At 37.6% G+C, this 17,660-nt stretch carries 19 protein-coding genes; 7 read left to right on the top strand and 12 right to left on the bottom strand.

Annotated elements, in window-relative coordinates; translation table 11 throughout:
* Nucleotides 1-23 precede the first annotated feature (23 nt).
* The 3 genes from KBP50_RS21230 (at nt 24) to KBP50_RS21220 (ending at nt 1,322) form a co-directional block, all read left to right on the top strand.
* Entirely contained in the window at nt 24-329 is a 306-nt protein-coding gene (locus tag KBP50_RS21230) for a PTS sugar transporter subunit IIB (protein ID WP_050350707.1), read from the top strand.
* Nucleotides 330-332: 3 nt separating this feature from the next.
* The gene (locus KBP50_RS21225) at nt 333-647 is read left to right on the top strand and encodes a PTS sugar transporter subunit IIA (protein ID WP_050350708.1); all 315 of its coding nucleotides are present in this window, start codon (nt 333-335) and stop codon (nt 645-647) included.
* A gap of 66 nt (nt 648-713) precedes the next feature.
* A complete protein-coding gene (locus tag KBP50_RS21220; protein ID WP_050350709.1) occupies nt 714-1,322 on the top strand; it encodes a hypothetical protein in 609 nt (202 codons plus the stop codon).
* Nucleotides 1,323-1,358: 36 nt separating this feature from the next.
* Here KBP50_RS21220 and KBP50_RS21215 read toward each other — a convergent pair whose 3' ends face one another.
* The 10 genes from KBP50_RS21215 to KBP50_RS21170 all read right to left on the bottom strand — a co-directional run bounded on the left by KBP50_RS21215 (nt 1,359) and on the right by KBP50_RS21170 (nt 11,150).
* Nucleotides 1,359-2,048, bottom strand: coding sequence for a TetR/AcrR family transcriptional regulator (locus tag KBP50_RS21215; protein WP_076361934.1), 690 nt, complete (start codon nt 2,046-2,048; stop codon nt 1,359-1,361).
* Nucleotides 2,049-2,218: 170 nt separating this feature from the next.
* Nucleotides 2,219-3,367 carry an ABC transporter permease gene (locus KBP50_RS21210; RefSeq protein ID WP_050350711.1) on the bottom strand — a complete coding sequence of 383 codons (1,149 nt, stop codon included), beginning with the start codon at nt 3,365-3,367 and terminating at the stop codon, nt 2,219-2,221.
* Nucleotides 3,360-4,121, bottom strand: coding sequence for an ABC transporter ATP-binding protein (locus KBP50_RS21205; RefSeq protein ID WP_050350712.1), 762 nt, complete (start codon nt 4,119-4,121; stop codon nt 3,360-3,362). Before KBP50_RS21205 ends, KBP50_RS21210 begins: the two co-directional genes overlap by 8 nt.
* A 17-nt stretch (nt 4,122-4,138) precedes the next feature.
* Nucleotides 4,139-4,882: an efflux RND transporter periplasmic adaptor subunit gene (locus KBP50_RS21200; RefSeq protein WP_050350713.1), complete on the bottom strand. Its 744-nt coding sequence runs from the start codon at nt 4,880-4,882 to the stop codon at nt 4,139-4,141.
* Nucleotides 4,883-5,436: 554 nt separating this feature from the next.
* Complete coding sequence (acpP, locus tag KBP50_RS21195) at nt 5,437-5,670, bottom strand: acyl carrier protein (RefSeq protein WP_257786713.1); 234 nt, start codon at nt 5,668-5,670, stop codon at nt 5,437-5,439.
* A gap of 80 nt (nt 5,671-5,750) precedes the next feature.
* Complete coding sequence (locus KBP50_RS21190) at nt 5,751-6,746, bottom strand: 3-oxoacyl-ACP synthase (protein ID WP_050350715.1); 996 nt, start codon at nt 6,744-6,746, stop codon at nt 5,751-5,753.
* Between the two features lie 596 nt (nt 6,747-7,342).
* A complete protein-coding gene (sdaAA, locus tag KBP50_RS21185) occupies nt 7,343-8,209 on the bottom strand; it encodes an L-serine ammonia-lyase, iron-sulfur-dependent, subunit alpha (protein ID WP_050350716.1) in 867 nt (288 codons plus the stop codon).
* 153 nt (nt 8,210-8,362) lie between these two features.
* Entirely contained in the window at nt 8,363-9,025 is a 663-nt protein-coding gene (sdaAB, locus tag KBP50_RS21180) for an L-serine ammonia-lyase, iron-sulfur-dependent subunit beta (protein WP_050350717.1), read from the bottom strand.
* Nucleotides 9,026-9,104: 79 nt separating this feature from the next.
* Nucleotides 9,105-10,127 carry a PTS sugar transporter subunit IIC gene (locus KBP50_RS21175; RefSeq protein ID WP_050350718.1) on the bottom strand — a complete coding sequence of 341 codons (1,023 nt, stop codon included), beginning with the start codon at nt 10,125-10,127 and terminating at the stop codon, nt 9,105-9,107.
* 324 nt (nt 10,128-10,451) lie between these two features.
* Entirely contained in the window at nt 10,452-11,150 is a 699-nt protein-coding gene (locus tag KBP50_RS21170; RefSeq protein ID WP_050350719.1) for a helix-turn-helix transcriptional regulator, read from the bottom strand.
* A 583-nt stretch (nt 11,151-11,733) separates the two neighbouring features.
* Between KBP50_RS21170 and KBP50_RS21165 the strand changes: the two genes are divergently transcribed.
* Together KBP50_RS21165 and KBP50_RS21160 are read left to right on the top strand one after the other, a co-directional pair.
* On the top strand, nt 11,734-13,065 hold the full coding sequence (locus tag KBP50_RS21165) for a 6-phospho-alpha-glucosidase (RefSeq protein ID WP_050350720.1): 1,332 nt from the start codon (nt 11,734-11,736) through the stop codon (nt 13,063-13,065).
* A 308-nt stretch (nt 13,066-13,373) separates the two neighbouring features.
* Nucleotides 13,374-14,543 (top strand): MFS transporter, encoded by a 1,170-nt coding sequence (locus KBP50_RS21160; RefSeq protein WP_050350721.1) that lies wholly within the window; start codon nt 13,374-13,376, stop codon nt 14,541-14,543.
* Nucleotides 14,544-14,739: 196 nt separating this feature from the next.
* On the opposite strand, the gene KBP50_RS21155 is transcribed toward KBP50_RS21160, so the two are convergent.
* Nucleotides 14,740-15,363 (bottom strand): spore coat protein, encoded by a 624-nt coding sequence (locus KBP50_RS21155; protein WP_050350722.1) that lies wholly within the window; start codon nt 15,361-15,363, stop codon nt 14,740-14,742.
* A 144-nt stretch (nt 15,364-15,507) separates the two neighbouring features.
* Here KBP50_RS21155 and KBP50_RS21150 point away from each other — a divergent pair, with 144 nt between their 5' ends.
* Together KBP50_RS21150 and KBP50_RS21145 are read left to right on the top strand one after the other, a co-directional pair.
* Nucleotides 15,508-16,461: an arginine deiminase family protein gene (locus tag KBP50_RS21150; RefSeq protein ID WP_050350723.1), complete on the top strand. Its 954-nt coding sequence runs from the start codon at nt 15,508-15,510 to the stop codon at nt 16,459-16,461.
* Between the two features lie 97 nt (nt 16,462-16,558).
* Complete coding sequence (locus KBP50_RS21145; RefSeq protein WP_077298453.1) at nt 16,559-16,822, top strand: hypothetical protein; 264 nt, start codon at nt 16,559-16,561, stop codon at nt 16,820-16,822.
* Between the two features lie 44 nt (nt 16,823-16,866).
* Here KBP50_RS21145 and KBP50_RS21140 read toward each other — a convergent pair whose 3' ends face one another.
* Entirely contained in the window at nt 16,867-17,625 is a 759-nt protein-coding gene (locus KBP50_RS21140) for a YqcI/YcgG family protein (protein ID WP_050350725.1), read from the bottom strand.
* Nucleotides 17,626-17,660: the final 35 nt, after the last annotated feature.

The following is a 17,660-nucleotide window of genomic DNA, read 5'->3' as shown; positions in this document are numbered from 1 at the left end:
GATGACAAAGGAGAGTGAACGAATTGAAAATACTTTTAGTATGTAATGCTGGAATGTCCAGTTCAATTTTAGTAGATAAAATGAAGCAGGCTGCAGCAGCTCAAAATCTGAATGTAGACGTAGAAGCAAGATCCAATAATGCTATTAATGAAGAAGTAGGAAAATGGGATATTTGTTTAGTAGGACCACAAATTATTTATGCTGTGGATTCCATTAAGGCGACACTGCAAATCCCTGTAGCAGCAGTAGAAGCTCGGACATATGCAATGGCGAACGGAGAAGAAGCATTACAACAAGCTTTCAAATTACATGAGGAAGGGAAAGCATAACATATGTCCAAGGTAGAACGGTTATCAGAAGTAGCTATGAAAATCATTACGTGTGCAGGACTTGCTAAATCCAACTATTTGCTAGCTTTAGAAGATGCGAAAAAAGGTAATATGGAAGAAGCACATAAAAAATTGCAGGAAGGGTCGGACGTATTTTCCGAAGCGCATCATATTCATGCATCTGCTCTATCTGATGAAATGAAACAATTAGAGCCTCAAGTAACATTACTGCTCGTTCATGCAGAAGATCAATTGATGAACGCAGAAACCATTAAAATTCTAGTTCAGGAATTAATGGAGATTCATCAACCTCAGTAATTAAAAAGGTAGTAAAACTATAAAAAGTATTTTAAAACATATTGAAAAACAAGGAGAGAAATAGATATGAGTTCAGCTTATAATGTATGGGCAGAAACGAAAACAAGAAATAATTTACAGGTAGATGAAGTTGTTTCATCATTGCAAAAATCTATACGTAGAGCGATGGTCGAGGAAGCTTGTGGATACGCATATGAATTATTTATTAGCTCCCCACAACTACTCGATAGAATGTGGAGAAGATTATTGACTATTTCTGTTGAGGATATCGGCTTTGGTAATTTGGATGCCGCTATTCACGTGCAAAATTTAAACGAAATGCGTAAAAACTTCCCGTATAATGATGGCGACCAGCCAATGTATTTTATCCACGCTATCCGGATTTTATGTGAAAGCAAAAAGGACAGATCCAGTGACTTTTTAAAAAATATTATTATTAAAGGTTTTGCGATGGGGCAAAAACCGGAAATTATGGATGTAGCACTAGACAAGCATACAAAACGAGGAAAAGAAATGGGTCGTGGTTCGAAGCATTTCTTTGAAGAGGGAACAAAGGTTATTCCGCAATTAGAAGTAGATAATGATTATCGCGAACGCTATGGGAAGATACTTGAAACCTATGATCCTAAAAATGCTGTGCCGAATGCGTTTGTTTATAGTGCTGATCAGTTTTAATAAAAATCAGGCTGAGTCTCTATGCAGAGGTTCAGCCTATTTTTTAACACCATGAAGAAACAAATCAATTATCGTTTGGATCATAACTTCTTTATCGTTTGTAAATCCTTCCAGCCTAAGCACATGATGACTGATAATATAGCCAAACATAATATAAAACAGAAGATCAACTACTGCTTGACTGTCCACATCTCTAAATTCTTCATTATTAATTCGATGGTTTACAAATTTGAATGCTTCATTTTGGGCTGGCTTCGTAATGTTATGAATGACAGATTGGCGAACTTCCTCATTATTTAAACATTCTCTAATCAAAACTTTAAGTACACCATCATTTTTTTCTAATAAATCAAGTCTATCTTTCATTAAAGCTTCTAGTATTTCTTCTGTTTCTTCATGTGTAGTATTAAACTGAGTTATAACTTCTTTAAGGATAGATGGCGAACTAACCTGTATAATTAAAGGGGCTAATAATTGATGTAATAAATTTTTTTTGGATTTAAAGTTGCGAAATAACGTGATTTCAGCTACACCAGCTAATTTAGCTATCTCTGAAGTAGAACTGTTTTCATAGCCTTTTTCGGAAAATAAATCTTTTGCAGCGTTAAGAATTTTTAATTGGCTTTGTGATAATTGCTGTTCTTTCCTCATAGTATTTGTAAAGTTTTCGATTACTTGCTGCAATTCCTGTGTATCATTTTGCTTATCCATATTTTCACCTACCATTTATTCCGGATATAAGGTGCTGTGAGACTTCCACATCAAGAATTGGAATACGATCTGGACAAGTCTAAGTGGGAGATAACAGCACCTAACTCCCCGATTCGTTTAGGAGACCTTTAGGTCATACTCTTAGGCTACTAACCATCATTTGGGGATAAACTTGAAGGCTCCCTTTATTCTAGCCGTTTTTTAAAACTCAGTGTAGTTGCTATACATAGTATGACAGTAAAAGTTAGGAGAATCAAAGTTTGTTTCCATAGTTCTTCTATGCCAATACCTTTTAAAAATATCCCTCGTAAAATTTCTAGAAAATAAGTAAGTGGAATGAAGCCACCCATAGCTTGAATAATAATGGGCATCGGTTCTCTTGGAAAAACAAATCCCGAAATAATAACGCTAGGTAAAATAATGGCAAACGCTATTTGCATGGCTTGTAATTGATTTTTTGCTATGGTTGAAACGAGAATTCCCATAGCTAACGTTGTAATGAGAAACAATGTGCTTAGTAAAATTAATAATGGTACACTTCCTTGAATAGGAACACCAAACCATAAGACCCCAGCTATTAAAACAAATAAAAAGGAGATAAACCCAATAACCGTATAGGGCGTTAGTTTTCCTAAAATTAATTCACTAGGTTTAATAGGAGTCACAATAAGTTGTTCCATCGTCCCTCTTTCTTTCTCCCTAACTAAAGAAAAGGCGGTAAGAATTAAAATTACCTCTTGCATAATTAAGCCGATTAACCCAGGGATATTAAACTTCATCATATCCATGTCAGGATTGTAAAATACACGGCTTTCCTCTTTTAGTGGTTGACTAACTTCCTGAACTCCCTGATTGTTAAGTTGCTCTTTTTGAATGTCCAAAGATTTATTTTGTGTAATTAGACTAGCATTCTTTAACGCTGTGTTAGCAATATTTGGATCTGATCCGTCAACTAGTATTTGAATGGATGCTTCATTACGTATCAATTGTTTAGAATAATTTGTTGGTATAACAAGTGCCATACCAATTTTACCATTGTCCAGTAAATGATTAACTTCTTCGTACGATGTTACATGGTAAGATGTAGTAAAATAATGACTGTTCCCATATTGCTGAAATAGATCTCTACTTTCCTTTGTCTTATTTTGATCCCAAATCGCTATATCCATGTTTTCGACTTCCGAGCTTACCGCATAGCCTAGTAAAAATAAGAGCATGACAGGTAACACTAATGCGATCGCTAAACTTGCTGGATCTTTTTTTATTTGAATGATTTCTTTTTTGACAATAGAAATATAGCGGCTCAGTGAGAAGGTGGAGGTACGTTTAGACATATGTTAAGCCTCCGCTATGGAGTGAATTTTCTTGTTGTTCTTTAACTAATTTTATAAATAAGTCGTCTAAATGATGGACATTATGCTCTGTTTTTATTTTGTGAGGTGTTCCTGAAATGAGAATAGTGCCATAAAATATAAAGCCAATTTCTGTGCACAATTCCGCTTCATCCATATAATGTGTTGTTACTAAGACAGTAATTCCAGCTTTGGCTAGTTCGGTTATAATTTCCCAAAAGATCCTCCGTGACACAGGGTCTACCCCTGCTGTTGGTTCGTCTAGAACTAACAATTCTGGCTTGTGCAGGAGAGCGCAACTAAGAGCCAATCGCTGTTTCCAACCACCTGAAAGGGAGCTAGCACGTTGATTTAAGCGACCGGACAGCCCTGTTAGCGAAATAATTTCTTCTTGTCTAGCTTTACTTTCTTTTCCAGTCAGCCCGTAAACCCCGGCATAAAAGTCTAAATTCTCTTTCATCGTTAATTCCTCATATAAACTAAATTTTTGCGACATATAGCCAATCTTTTGTTTAATATGTTCAGGTTCTGTTTTTATATCATGTGTTAAAACGGTTCCTTCTCCCGATGTTGGCTTGAGAACGCCGCATAGCATACGAATCATTGTTGATTTACCTGATCCATTTGGACCTAAAAAACCGTATATATGCCCTTTGTGAATTTGTAAGTCTACTTTATTTACTGCGAGTAAGTTACCAAACTGTTTCGTTAATCCTTTTGTTTCAATTGCTAACAATGGTAAACCTCCTTTAGTTAAAGTTCTACGTAAACTGTCATACCCGGTTTTAGCTCGTTTTCTGCTGATATGTCTATCGTAACTGCAAATACACGCTTAGCTGTTTCTTCTTCGGTTTGGATATTTTTAGGTGTAAATTGAGCTTCTGTTGCAATATTTTTCACTTTTCCTGTAAAGGTCTTGTCGGAATAAGCATTGGTTGTCAGCTCTACAGTTTGGTTGTGTTCTACCTTATTAAGGTCTTTCTCAGCAATGTAGACAATTACTTCTTTTATAGAAGGGTCAATGATAGATAAAAGGTTTTCTCCAGCGTTTGCCAACTCGCCTTCTGAAATATATACATCTTGAATCCTCCCTTTAATGGGAGATTTGATGTTGGATCTTTCTTTTTCTAAGGATAATAATTCTTCTTTCACTTTCGCCTGTTTTACAGCCCCATCCGCTTGTTGTATTAATTCCTCACGTCCAGAAGCCTCAGCCTCTGTTTTTTGTGCTTCGGCAATTTCAATAGCGTATTTTGCCTCTGCTATTTTCAAATCCAGTTTCTCTGTATCAAGCGTGAGCAAAGAATCATTTTTACTGATATGGTCCCCTTCGTCAATATGAATGCTGTCGACTAGTGCAGTAGTAGTTTCCGCTTGAATGAATTGTTTATTACCTTCTACAGTTCCTGAATAAGTGTTAGCATCATTGTCTGATGAAGAGCAGCCAGTGAGAGCAAGCATGAAAATGAATAAGAAAATGTTGACTAGCCGTTTCAAAAAGATCACCTCTTGTATGTTAGTGGTTACTTACATTATATAGAAGACGCAAAATTAAATAAATAGGCATAAATACCTATTTAAGTTGTAAGGTTAGCACTATTTATATGATATTAAAAAACGACCAGTTTAAAGGATAATTGATTCAAAAATTACTACTTATTTGTCTGAATTTAGTTTAATGGTTACTTCTGAAATGGACGTTTTACTATTACTCTCACTCCGAAGTGCCGTAAAAAGAAAAAAACTTAAAGGCAAAAAAGCAATTCTCCTTTCGAATATGGAGGAGGATAATGTAGTTTAGATAAGAATATTGTTTCTTTCAATCTCATAAAGTTGACGAACAAGTACAATGCAACTTCTTAAGAAAAATGGTATTTTATTCAGCTCGTGCTCAAAATTCTTTTAAAGTCTTTTGCGCCTTTGCTTATACACCCACTATCAAACGGTAAAGGGGAAGTTCGGCTGATTTTTAGTTACTTAATGATGAATTGAAATGGAAAGTAATGTAAAAAGGATCTTTACCTCTGAGAGGAGAGATCCAGAAATTACAATTAGTTATTGTTAAGTAAATCATTTATATGTGACAGAGCATCATTTACGGTTGTGAACTTGCTTGCGTCTTCATCTTCTATTGTTATGTCAAATTCCTCTTCTAATTCCATAATTAATTCTACTAAATCTAAAGAATCTAATCCGAGATCTTCTTTAAATTCTGTTAATTCTGTTATTTCATCTTTGGGAATATCTAACATATTTGACATTATGCATGTTCCTTTTTTAAAAATTTGTTCTTTATTAATTTTGTTTCTCTCCTTTCAATATTTTATGTAAGAGGTAAGAACAGTTTGTGAAAAAATTAATTATATTAATAAGTTAAACTTAAAGCACCAAGGGAAAGACCTGCTGAAGTTCCAAATAATAAAATTTTGTCACCTCTTTTAATTTTCTCTTCTTTAATGTAATCATGTAGCACCATAGGAATAGAGGCGGCAATGCAATTTCCGTGATTAGTTAAATGATTTGCTACTCTATCAACTGCAAATCCATGTTTATAAAATATTTTCATACCATTCTTACTTGTTTGATGGGGCACAATATATTTATAATTAGAATTTATAATTTTGCTTTCACGTTCCAACTCTTTCAAAAAGGGTTTCAAATATTTTAAAGCTAATTTATAAACTTTTTTACCATCCATTTGAAAAACATTATCTTCTGGTTTTGTCTCTGAATGGTTTGGGTGTCTTAAAGTTCCTGCGCCTTTTATGGAAGTAAGGTCTGCTCCATTGCTGTATGTATTTAATTTGAAGTGATGAACTTTACTTTTTTCACCTTCTGGAGTTTTTGAAACGACAACTGCTGCTGCTCCGTCCCCAAATAAAGCCCGAACCTCACGTTCAGCTGTCTCAAGAGTTGGACTTGGTGCGTCAGAACTAATAATAAGTATCTTGTTGTATACATTTAATTGAATTAGTGTTGGAGCAATAAAAACAGCTAAAGGAAAACTGTAACAAGTTGTATCCACATCAAAGCATGAAACACCAGAGTTTTCTAAGCCTAATTCTCTTTGGAATAAAGAGGCGTTACATGGTATAGCCTGCAGCGGACTGCCACATGCACCGATAATACAATCAATATCTTCAAGCTTAATATTAGAGTCTTTAACTGCTAAATTAGCTGCTTGAGTTCCTAGTAAAAGGGCATTTTCTCCGTTATTAAAATCTACATAATACCTTGAATATACTCCAGATGCCCTTTCTATCCAATCTTCTTCGATGTCCATTTCATGACTTAACGCTTGGCTTGTTTTTACGATTGATCCAACCTTTTTACCAATTCCAACAATTTTAGTATCAAGCAATGTCATATCCACCTTTCGAATAAATAAATGGGCTTACATTTTTTGGAAAAATTTGTCTTGTTATGTATAGTGTAACACATGAATTTATTAGAAAATTGGTAGATATTGTCGAAATGATTTAAAAAAATTAACAATTACACAATTCGAAAGTGGCTGAAAGATAGCTTTGAAAATTATATACTTAATAAGAAAATTTTAAATCTGTGGAGGGGTTTGGAAGTGTTGAAATAGTATAGGGAGAACTTAAACAGGCTGTTTATAGAGATGTGTTTAACTTACAAATGCGTGGTCTAACTCCACCGTCTTTAGACGGTATCCGTTTACCTTAGCTTTTTTGTCTAGTCAAGTGTAACCTATCCAAATATTCAAGCTAGAAGAGTGAGTTTAGTCTAGCTTTGAGATTACTTAACCTATATACCTTGAGAAGGGCTTTAGGCTTAGCTGCCGACATTTATGACTAAATCCACCTGCTTTAGCAGGTGGACGTTTAAGTTCAACAAAGTATTCGTTCATAAGCGCTAATGAAAGCGAATTTTTATTACAGTGTTTTCTACTTATAAGTTTCTATATTGAGCAATTCAATATTAAGTAAATCTCTAACCAAATATCTTTTCCTTCAACCAACGACCTGTTGGAGTATCAGCAAGTCCGCCTTCTCCTGTTTCCCTTAAAGCGGAAGGCATTGTTTTTCCAATTCGGTACATGGCTCCAATTACTTCATCACAAGGAATTCTGCTCGTAACGCCAGCTAACGCCATGTCAGCAGAGACAATTGCAAGTGCCGAGCCACCCGCATTTCGTTTCACACATGGAACTTCTACAAGTCCTGCTACGGGATCGCAAACAAGGCCGAGCATGTTTTTTAACGTCATGGCGAATGCTTCAGCAGATTGCTGGGCTGTGCCTCCCGCCATTTCTACGATAGCTGCTGCAGCCATGGCCCCGGCTGAGCCTACTTCTGCTTGGCAACCTCCTGCTGCACCAGAGATAAATGCATTATTAGCAACAACAAAGCCGAAAGCGCCAGCGGTGAATAAATAGCGTATCATTTGTTCACGAGTCGGGTTCAATTGATTTTTGACGGCAAATAACGTTCCTGGAACACAACCAGCGCTTCCCGCTGTAGGAGTTGCGCAAATCGTGCCCATTGCTGCGTTAACCTCATTTGTTCCCATTGCCTTACTTAGTGCATCTAAAAGGAGATGGCCGGATAAAGGTGTTTTCTCCTTCATATAGTTTTGAATGAGCACGGCGTCGCCGCCAGTTAAGCCAGTTACTGACTGAACCCCTTTTAAGCTCTCTTCGATGGCTTTTTCCATTACCTTGAGATTTTTTTCCATCTCCGCCATAACTTGTTCACGCGTTTTTTCTTTTACGTCCATTTCTTGACGGATCATAACTTCTGATATGAAGATGTTTTCTTTTTCGGCGATTTCCACCAACTCTGCTACTGTTCGAAACATAGACGAACTCCTTTCTCATTGAGTGTATTAAGGTTTGGCTAACCTATGTTTTTTGTTATCCTTCCACGGTGTGAGAAGTCCGTAATTTGCAACTCCATGACTGACATCATTGTTAAACGTAACTATTATTTGGTTCGATTAGACATGTAAAGGTCAGCTAATAATCGTACAAATATTAGTTATATGAGCTGCCTCACGCAATTCACTCATAATGTTTTGTTTTATATTTTGATCAACTTCAATGACCATTAAAGCTGCATCGCCAACGTCCTTGCGGTTAACCTCCATATGACCGATATTTATTTCATGCTTGGCTAATATGGTTGTTACCGAAGCGATAGCGCCAAAGCGATCATTATGCATCACTAAAAGTGCAGGATGATTGCCGGATAAACGAAGTTCAAACCCATTTAGTTCGGTGATTTCAACCTTTCCACCACCAATAGATACACCAACTAATTCTACTTGGGTATGATCATTGCCGACGATTAACCGAGCAGTGTTAGGATGGTCTACAGCGGCAGTGTCCTCAATAAAGGTAATATCTATATGTTTCGATTTTGCGATTTCTAATGATTGATTCATACGTGGATCATCTGTTTCGAAACCTAGTAAACCACCTGCTAAGGCGAAATCCGTTCCATGTCCTTTATGTGTTTTAGCGAATGATTCATACAAATGAATTTTGGCCCAAGTTGGCTCCGTCCCTAATAAATTTCTGGCTGCTTTTCCGACTCTTGCTGCTCCAGCAGTGTGTGAGCTGGAAGGTCCAATCATAACAGGACCAATAATATCGAAAACAGAATTGTACTTCATACGTGGTCACCACCTCATAGTTTTTTTGTTAACGTATAGTTACTAACGAAATAACGAGTTCCCAGTATATATCGTTGAGTTACCCATTCATTTCAGCTAATTCATGTACACGACGAATTTTAAAGTTCTTAAATATTTGTGAGCCAAGATAACCCCACAATGCACTGAATCCTGCGCAAAGTAGTGCAATAATCGTTACTTTCATTGGATCATTAAACCCATACATCACAGCAAAGCCTGCAATTGGTGTTGCTGTACCAGTTGCTCCATTTACGAGTCCTGCTAGAGAGATAATAATACCAGAAGTTGCACCGCCAAGGAAGTTAGTTACATAAACGGGTATCGGATTAGCAGAAATAATGTCTACTTGCGACAGCGGTTCAATAGCAACAGATATCGTTGTTTTTCGGTCACCGAACTTCATACGATGGAAAAAGACAAAGTTCATAAAGGAAGATCCAAATACGGCTAAAGCACCGATTGCCATAGGGACACCAGTTAGACCAAGCATGGCCGTTAATGCCATGGAGCTTAATGGTGCAGTAGCAACAACCGTAATAACGCCACCTAATATAATTCCCATAATAATTGGATTAGCAGTAGTCGTTTCTGTAATGATACCGCCAATATTAAGCAATGTTGCATCCACTACCGGATCAGCCATGACAGCGACGAGCCTTGTAAGGGGAGCGGCAACAATAATTGCAACAATTAAATCAAGCCCATCTGGAACCCTTGTCTCAATCTGTTTCACAATAAATGAGATTAGATAACCTGCGATAAATCCGGGCAACAGCCCTAATCCGGCAGCGGAGGCTCCTAGCATTAATGCGTATACAGGAGAAACCCCCATTGCTAGTGCAACGAGTGCAGCAGCTGCGACACCACCCATACTTCCAGCTGCATCGCCAACTTCACCTAAAAATTCGATTTGTAGCAGATCACCACCAACGTAGCGCTGGAATGCTTCAACTAAAAATGTAGCAATCGCGGCACTTGCAAGCGCACTCATTGCTTTCATGCCTCTAGGTGCTTTGTAGCTGAATAATGTAAAAAACGCTAAAACTAAAATTAACAGGAATGTTCCTTTTATAATTTCCATACTTTTCACCTCGTGATGTTAGTTTTGAAGTCGTCTCATTTATTTGCTTATGGTTGTTTGTAAATTGGAAATGCTAGGCAGTAAACACCTTAAAAATAGTAACTGATTCCTACACAGCTATGATTAGAGCGCAGTATAGCTTGATTAGGGTCGAAGTTATAGTTTTACGACGTCTTATTTGCTCATTATTGAACAAAGATTACCTTCCTGATTTTACTTCGTTGTTGGAATTTTCGCTTCCTGTTATACATTCAGGAGCTATAGTCTGTTTATGTACACAGTAAAAAACAAACTTAAAGCTTGCTAAGCTATTAATCTATTCGATCATTTTTTTCCTTCTAGCTGATACTCATTCATTGTGCGTACTTTATGGAGATAATTATAGATAGTAAACTTGGAAACACCTAGCATATGCGCTACATATTCGGTCGCCCCCTTAATCAGAAATACTCCTTTTTCGTCTAAAATTCGTACACAATCTACTTTTTCATCAATAATCATTTCAGACGGTGCTTTTTTATGATCAAAGATTACTTGATCGACCATTTCGTGAATAACATCTTGTACCGAATTGAAAAAAGTTTCTGTCGTCTGCTTCTCTTGCTGAATGTTGATAAATTGGTCAATTTCCCCACCTAGCTCTATAAGGAGGCTAATATCATAATTCATACATAAGGCGCCAATAATTTTATCATTATTATCCCGAAGAAACACAGTAGCTGATTTCATTACTTTACCTTGTTTGGATTGTGTTTTGTAGTTGGGTATATCTGCTACATCTTCTTGCTTTTTAGTTAATTCGTTGAGTACGAGATCTGTAATGGGAGACCCTATTTTTCTACCAGTAATATTACCGGCAATGTGAATTAAGGAATGCTGTAGATCCGAGAAGTCATGTACGGCAACCTCACAGCGATCGCCAAACATGTTCACAATCATATCTGCTGTACGCATCGCTAAATCAAAAATTACTTTACTACTTGTTTCCATAAAAAATCGACCGCCTTTTGTATCCGTTTTCATTTAGTCACTCATAGAATAGCATGTTTTTCATAGATTTACAACAAATTTTTAAGTGCTAAAATATTTTTGTAAAACTCATATTATTTTAAGGGAGTACCAATGGGAATGATTGATGTGAATCGATCCCATTTTTCACAAGAAAGAAAGTATAAAATGAGGTCTTGGGGATAACGAAATAACCGAATAGCCACGTTCGGCGCATGAGCCCAGCAACTAGGCGACTTCACGAATTGCCCTACGATAAGTCTTCATCGGTTCGTCGCAAAGAGGAAGGCCGACTAAAAACGGGCTTGCCGCCCAGACGTCGGCATCCCCCTGTTTTAGTGGCATGATTCCTAAATCTTTAGTTGATTCGTTCCATTTGCTACGTTGCTAAACGGGCGCTTGCGCCTTTGTTCTAGGTTGTTTCCTAATTAAGCGGCAAAAGTTTAATTGAGTAAAGGAGTATTTGTTGCTAACCTAAAGATGCAACCAAGCACCGGTACTTTAAGTCTAGGACAATAACATAATTGAACTGAACTTCCTTTTCATCTAAAGTACATATGCTTATGCAATATTACTTTTATGAAAGCGGGGACGTTGCATGAAAAACAAATTATCTGTAGTTATTGCAGGCGGAGGGAGTACGTATACTCCAGAGATTATTTTGATGCTGTTAGACAACCTGGATCGCTTACCTTTACGAAAAATTAAGCTGTACGATGATGATGAAGCAAGACAGAATAAGGTTGCTAAAGCATGTGGGATTTTGATCAATGAAAAAGATCCAACGATTGAATATGTGGCTACAACAGATCCTGAAGAAGCATATACCGATGTAGACTTTTGTTTAGCGCATATACGAGTTGGTAAATTGCCAATGCGTGAATTGGATGAAAAAATTCCATTGAAGCACGGTTGCGTAGGTCAAGAAACATGCGGACCAGGCGGTATAGCTTATGGAATGCGATCTATTGGCGGTGTTTTGGAAAATATTGACTATATGGAAAAATATTCACCTCATTGTTGGATGTTAAACTATTCTAACCCAGCCTCCATAGTAGCTGAAGCTACGCGAAGATTACGCCCAAACTCACGGGTAATTAACATTTGCGATATGCCAATAGGAATGGAGCATAGCATCGCTGATATTGTTGGTGTATCTTCTCGGAAGGATTTAGATATTCGTTATTATGGTCTCAATCACTTTGGTTGGTATACATCTATTAAGGATAAATCCGGAAAAGAATTGCTTCCTGAATTAATAGAACATATGAAGAAATATGGTTTTATTAATGGTGAAAAAGGTATGGCAACAGAAAATAAAGATAGTTGGTTTGAGACGAATTTATTCGCTAAGCACTTAGTTGCTATAGAACCTACTACTATACCAAATACCTATTTAAAATATTATCTCTACCCAGATTATGTAGTGGAGCATACAAATCCAAACTACACTCGAGCGAATGAAGTAATTGATGGCAGAGAGACAGAAGTGTTTTCAGCTTGTGCGGAAATTCAAAAAAATGGCCATTCCAAAGGTACGAAGCTAGCAGTCGGTATTCATGCAGAGTTTATCGTCGATTTAGCAACTGCTTTGGCATTTAATACGAAAGAAAGAATGCTCCTTATTGTTGAAAATAAAGGTGCTATACAGAATTTTCCTGATGACGCAATGGTTGAAATCCCTTGTATTGTCGGTAAAGATGGCTATGAGCCACTAGCGATAGGCGCAATTCCTGCCTTCCAAAAAGGACTTATGGAGCAGCAGGTAGCTGTTGAAAAATTAGTAGTGGAAGCATGGATTGAACAATCTTATCAAAAACTATGGCAAGCATTGACATTATCACAAACAGTTCCTAGTGCTACAGTAGCAAAACAATTGCTTGATGATTTAATGGAAGCAAATAAGGGTTACTGGCCAGAGCTTCATTAAGGATTTGTAGCAAATAATAGTGTTGTTATCGTCGCAATTGGTCGTCTATCTGTTATAATAGGAACGATGGAAATTCCTTTCAGTGTAAGGTTACCATCTGCTAGGGAAACGATTTTGCTTTTTAAATACGTCGCGCTTCATTCTTTTCTCATTGTGTCATGGGGAAGGATGACAGCGCGTTTATACTTGTATAAACCTTTCAGCGAATTCTAAATATTACTGTCTCTTTCAGTAGTTCAGTATGTTTAAATGTTGTTAGGTTGTTTGCGAAATGTTTCTTCATGAATTTATAAGAAAGGCGTCATAGTATGGATAAACGTGTATATTTACTAACTATTGTATCTTTTGTAGTGGGAATGGTAGAGCTAATCATTGGAGGAATATTAGACTTAGTAGCAGCAGACTTGAATGTCAGTCTCGGGAAGGCGGGGCTATTAATTACCATTTTTTCACTTGTGTTTGCAATCACAGCTCCACTACTAATGATTGCCACAGCAAAAGTGGAGAGAAAACGTCTCACACTCATTTTCTTACTGCTTTTTTCTTTTAGTAATTTAATTGTAGCACTTAGCCCTGTGTATAGCGTATTATTTGTCGGTCGAATGCTATCTGCAGCAAGTGGTTCTTTACTCATTATTTTATGTTTAACGATCGCTGCTAATATTGGAAGTGAGAAACACCGTGGACGTGCCATTGGGTTTGTATCAATGGGCATTAGCGGCTCCATTGTACTAGGTGTTCCCATTGGACTGGTACTTGGCAATGCGTTTGGCTGGCGAGCTCCATTTTTGTTTATTGTTTTGTTAACCCTATTATCAATGGTTGGCGTGTATTTCTTAATGGAGAAGGTGCCACCTAAACCGCAAGTATCAATCAAGGAGCAAATCAATTCATTAAAAGAAAGTAAAATTTTCTCAGCTCATTCGACCACTTTTTTATTTATGGCCGGGCATACGATTCTTTATGCCTATTTTACTCCATTTGTAAAAGAAACGATGGGCATTAGTGGCAGCTGGCTAAGTGTGATTTATTTTCTGTTTGGGATCGCTGCTGTTAGTGGCGGCGGCGTTGGCGGTACAATATCCGATCGTCTTGGTACGAAACGAACGATGCTTACAACGCTTATCATTTTTTCGTTGTCTATATTCATCCTTCCGTTTACAACGTCTATACTACCAGTATTTATTGTTGTGATGATTATTTGGGGTATGATGAGTTGGGCAATTACGCCAGCTTTACAAAGTTATTTGATCGAATCAGCTCCCGCTACAGCTGATATCCAGCAAAGCTTAAATAATTCCGCATTGCATTTTGGAATTGCGTTTGGTTCTTTCATCGGTGGTATTGTCATTGAACAAACTACCGTGGAACAAAATGCTCTTGTGGGTGGAGTGTTTATTAGTCTTTCATTGATTACCATCATGTTTTCGATGTCCAGAGGGAGTAAGAAGCATAAGGTCTCCTATCAACAAAAATAAGGCTGAAGAGTGTGTGTTTGCAAAGCATATGCTCTTTTTGTCTTGAAAATGGAGCATTCGAGATGAAGCAATTGAATTGAAGAAGTTGCTCGCACAAGCCGTCAGGTCGCTCGCTATAATCTACGGACGTGCTTCAAATAAATAGAGAACAGGAGGCGTTCTCAAAAAAGGGCGCTTCCTGTTCTAATTGTCGTTATTAATGTAATTGGTTGCCTTGGTGAACAATTGTATAGCTGTTTAGCATTTGTTGCATATCCTGTTGCGCCAGTTGTGGTACTTGGTAGTAACCATTTTTGTTTTGATATAGAAAAATTTCATAGCTCATTTCAATAAAGTTTGGTATGGTATCTGCGATCACACGACGTAGTACAGGATTTGTCATTTCTAATGCTGTCATAGCTAACAAAGAGCTCAGTGATTTCGTGTTTCCTAGCATGTAAGCAGATAACCCTTGGTCGGAAATATCATTAATTGAGGCATTCGGCTTTTTCGGCTGCCCAGGTTTTATTCCGTAAACGACATTGTTATCCTGTTGCATTTCATATTGTTGTGTTGGTACATTGGGATCTTGCCCGGTTTGGAATGCTTGTACAATCGTGTTGTAAGCCTGAGTTACAAAAGAAGTTTGACGTTGTAATATGTCCTTTAATTCTGGGTCCTGGATATGCTGATTGTACATTTGGTACTGATCGAGCATGTTAATGATTCCTGCAATTACTTCATGGGCATCAAATAGTTCGTGCCCCCCGTGGTTGGTTGATTGTTGTTGCGGCATAGCTCCAGGTTGTTGTTGGTTTCCTTGTTGATTCATGTTATGCATCATGAATTCCTCCTTAATAGTATTTTCCATCATAGATTTTCCTGTTTATTTGTTTTCATGTATAAATTGGCAATGTTTTTGCTGAACACATAACCTTTTTTAAAATGGCAAACATATAACCATTAAGAGGAAAGGGCGATTAACATGGTGCAATTAGATAAACCTAGTTGCTGGTCTGAGCATGGTGCACTGCAAACGGTGCTTGTTTGTTCACCTTCTGAGCAAAGTATTCCTAGCTTACAAGTGGCTGAGAATGTGCAATGGAGTGCTCCGGTTCAGCAAAAAAAAGCACTGGAAAATTTTCATACATTTATTTTGACGTTGCAACAGGAAGGTATTCATACGATCGATTATTCACTGCACCTTGATGCAGTTACTCAACGACTGAGTGAGCAGTTAATTAACCGGTTTTTTGTTCGTGATTTGGCATGCGTATTTGGCAATAAAATATTTCCTGGAGTCGCAGGATCATTTATGCGGCGACCTGAATATGATCAGGTTCATGATCTGTTAGATAAGTGGTTTCCCGATGCATTTATCAAAGAAGCTAAACAAGGTTTAAAAGCACTGGAATATGGAGATGTACTTATACTTAATTCGGATGCTATATTTATCAATATTGGGATGCGAACGAGTCTAGAAAGTGTGGAACAAATGATGGAGAATCTCTTTCAAGCGGGGTTTTCTGAAATTGGAGTGATTAGCTTACCGAGGCGGGCAGATACGCTTCATTTAGATATGAATTGCAATGTTGCAAATGAAGACCTGGTAGTAGCTAAAAGTTATATGCGATTTTTACCTGTGCACCTCACCAACGCGGAAGGGATACAGTGGTATGACATGGCTGAGCAGTTTTTAAACCGTCATGGCTTCTCTGTTTATTGGCTGGAAAAGTACGAGACGATTCCGGATATTAACTTTCTAAACATTGATCCAGAAACAATATTAATTAGTAAGCAGGCGCATAAGCAAATGTTACAATCCCATCCGAAGTTAAAGCATAAGCGTTTCTTAGAGATTGATGTATCTGAATTAGAAAAGGCCGGTGGGGGAATTCGCTGTATGACACTACCTCTTTTGCGAAAAAGGTCCATATGAAAAAGGAACAAATGAAATGGTGGCGGCTGTCCTTATTAGGGGGATGTACGATCGGCACCGGTTTTTTTCTTGCACTATAGGAAAGTATAAGATTTTTTTGGTTTATAGTATAAGAAAAACAAAGGCTTCCGCCATAAGACTTGGCGACAAGCCAAGTTTTTCTAAGGACAAGTATACTATTCAAACAAGTGGTGTAGCAGTTTTAATTGCATTTATCATAGCAGCAGCTGGAACATGTATCTTATATGATGCATTAGCTGCTTTGCTGATGCTTGGGCAAGAGGCGATTTTATCCCTAGTGACGACAGTGATGGAAAAGCAAACTCAGTGGAGAAAACCTTTCCGCTCCACTGAATTATGATTATCAAGTTAAGTAAAGTTTGTACTTAGAATATTTTTCTCATCTTACTTAAAAAATGAGCTCGTCTTTTGCCTCATTCGCATAAATGGACATTTACTCGGACTATCCTCTTCATCGCTTAAAAAATATTGCTTCCATTCATGATTGTCCTCCTGTCCATACCACTTTAAATCTGGATGGCCAGGCATACCGTCATATTTTATAAGCCGCCTTCGAATGATGTTTTTCATTTTCCTACCAAAAGCTGTGTTTCTATTGAGGTTTGCAAATACCCAGCGTGGTTGAAAGGCAATAAAAAAGCATGGAAAATAGCGACTTTTCCGTTTTTGGTGTGCAGGAGTAGCACAAAATATAAAATACGGCTCGCCATCAAAGCAAAACTCCCATTCATGATGTGTGGGGTTTTGCGGGATAGATTCTGGCCACGCTTTTTCATCGTATGCGGTGACTTTATTAATGATGTTCCAGAATAGATTACGATAATCTTCCACTGTATAGGTCGTATACATATCCTTAGGTGTTTGGAAAAATACGGCTAAAGAAGTGTAGTCTCCAAATTCTCGGGCATTGCGTCCATACGTTTTTAATGCAGTGGCGACCTCTTCCGCTGCCCTTTTTTCACGTGGGTCGGAAATAAAACTGAAGCGGAGCTGATTTTCCAAAAATCCTTGTCTCGCAGGAACACAAGGGTACGTATTATCTCCCACGAGCATGTCGGTAAAGGTTTTATACAATGGCTGTGTCCATGGAGGCAGTCTATCCATTTCTTGATCAAGCCATTGTTTATCATACAGTACACCCATTTTTCCCACTTCCTCCTTCTTGTGATAACGTATGA

The organism is Virgibacillus pantothenticus (assembly GCF_018075365.1).
GTDB lineage: Bacteria > Bacillota > Bacilli > Bacillales > Amphibacillaceae > Virgibacillus > Virgibacillus pantothenticus.
This window is presented reverse-complemented; position numbering and strand designations above follow the sequence as displayed.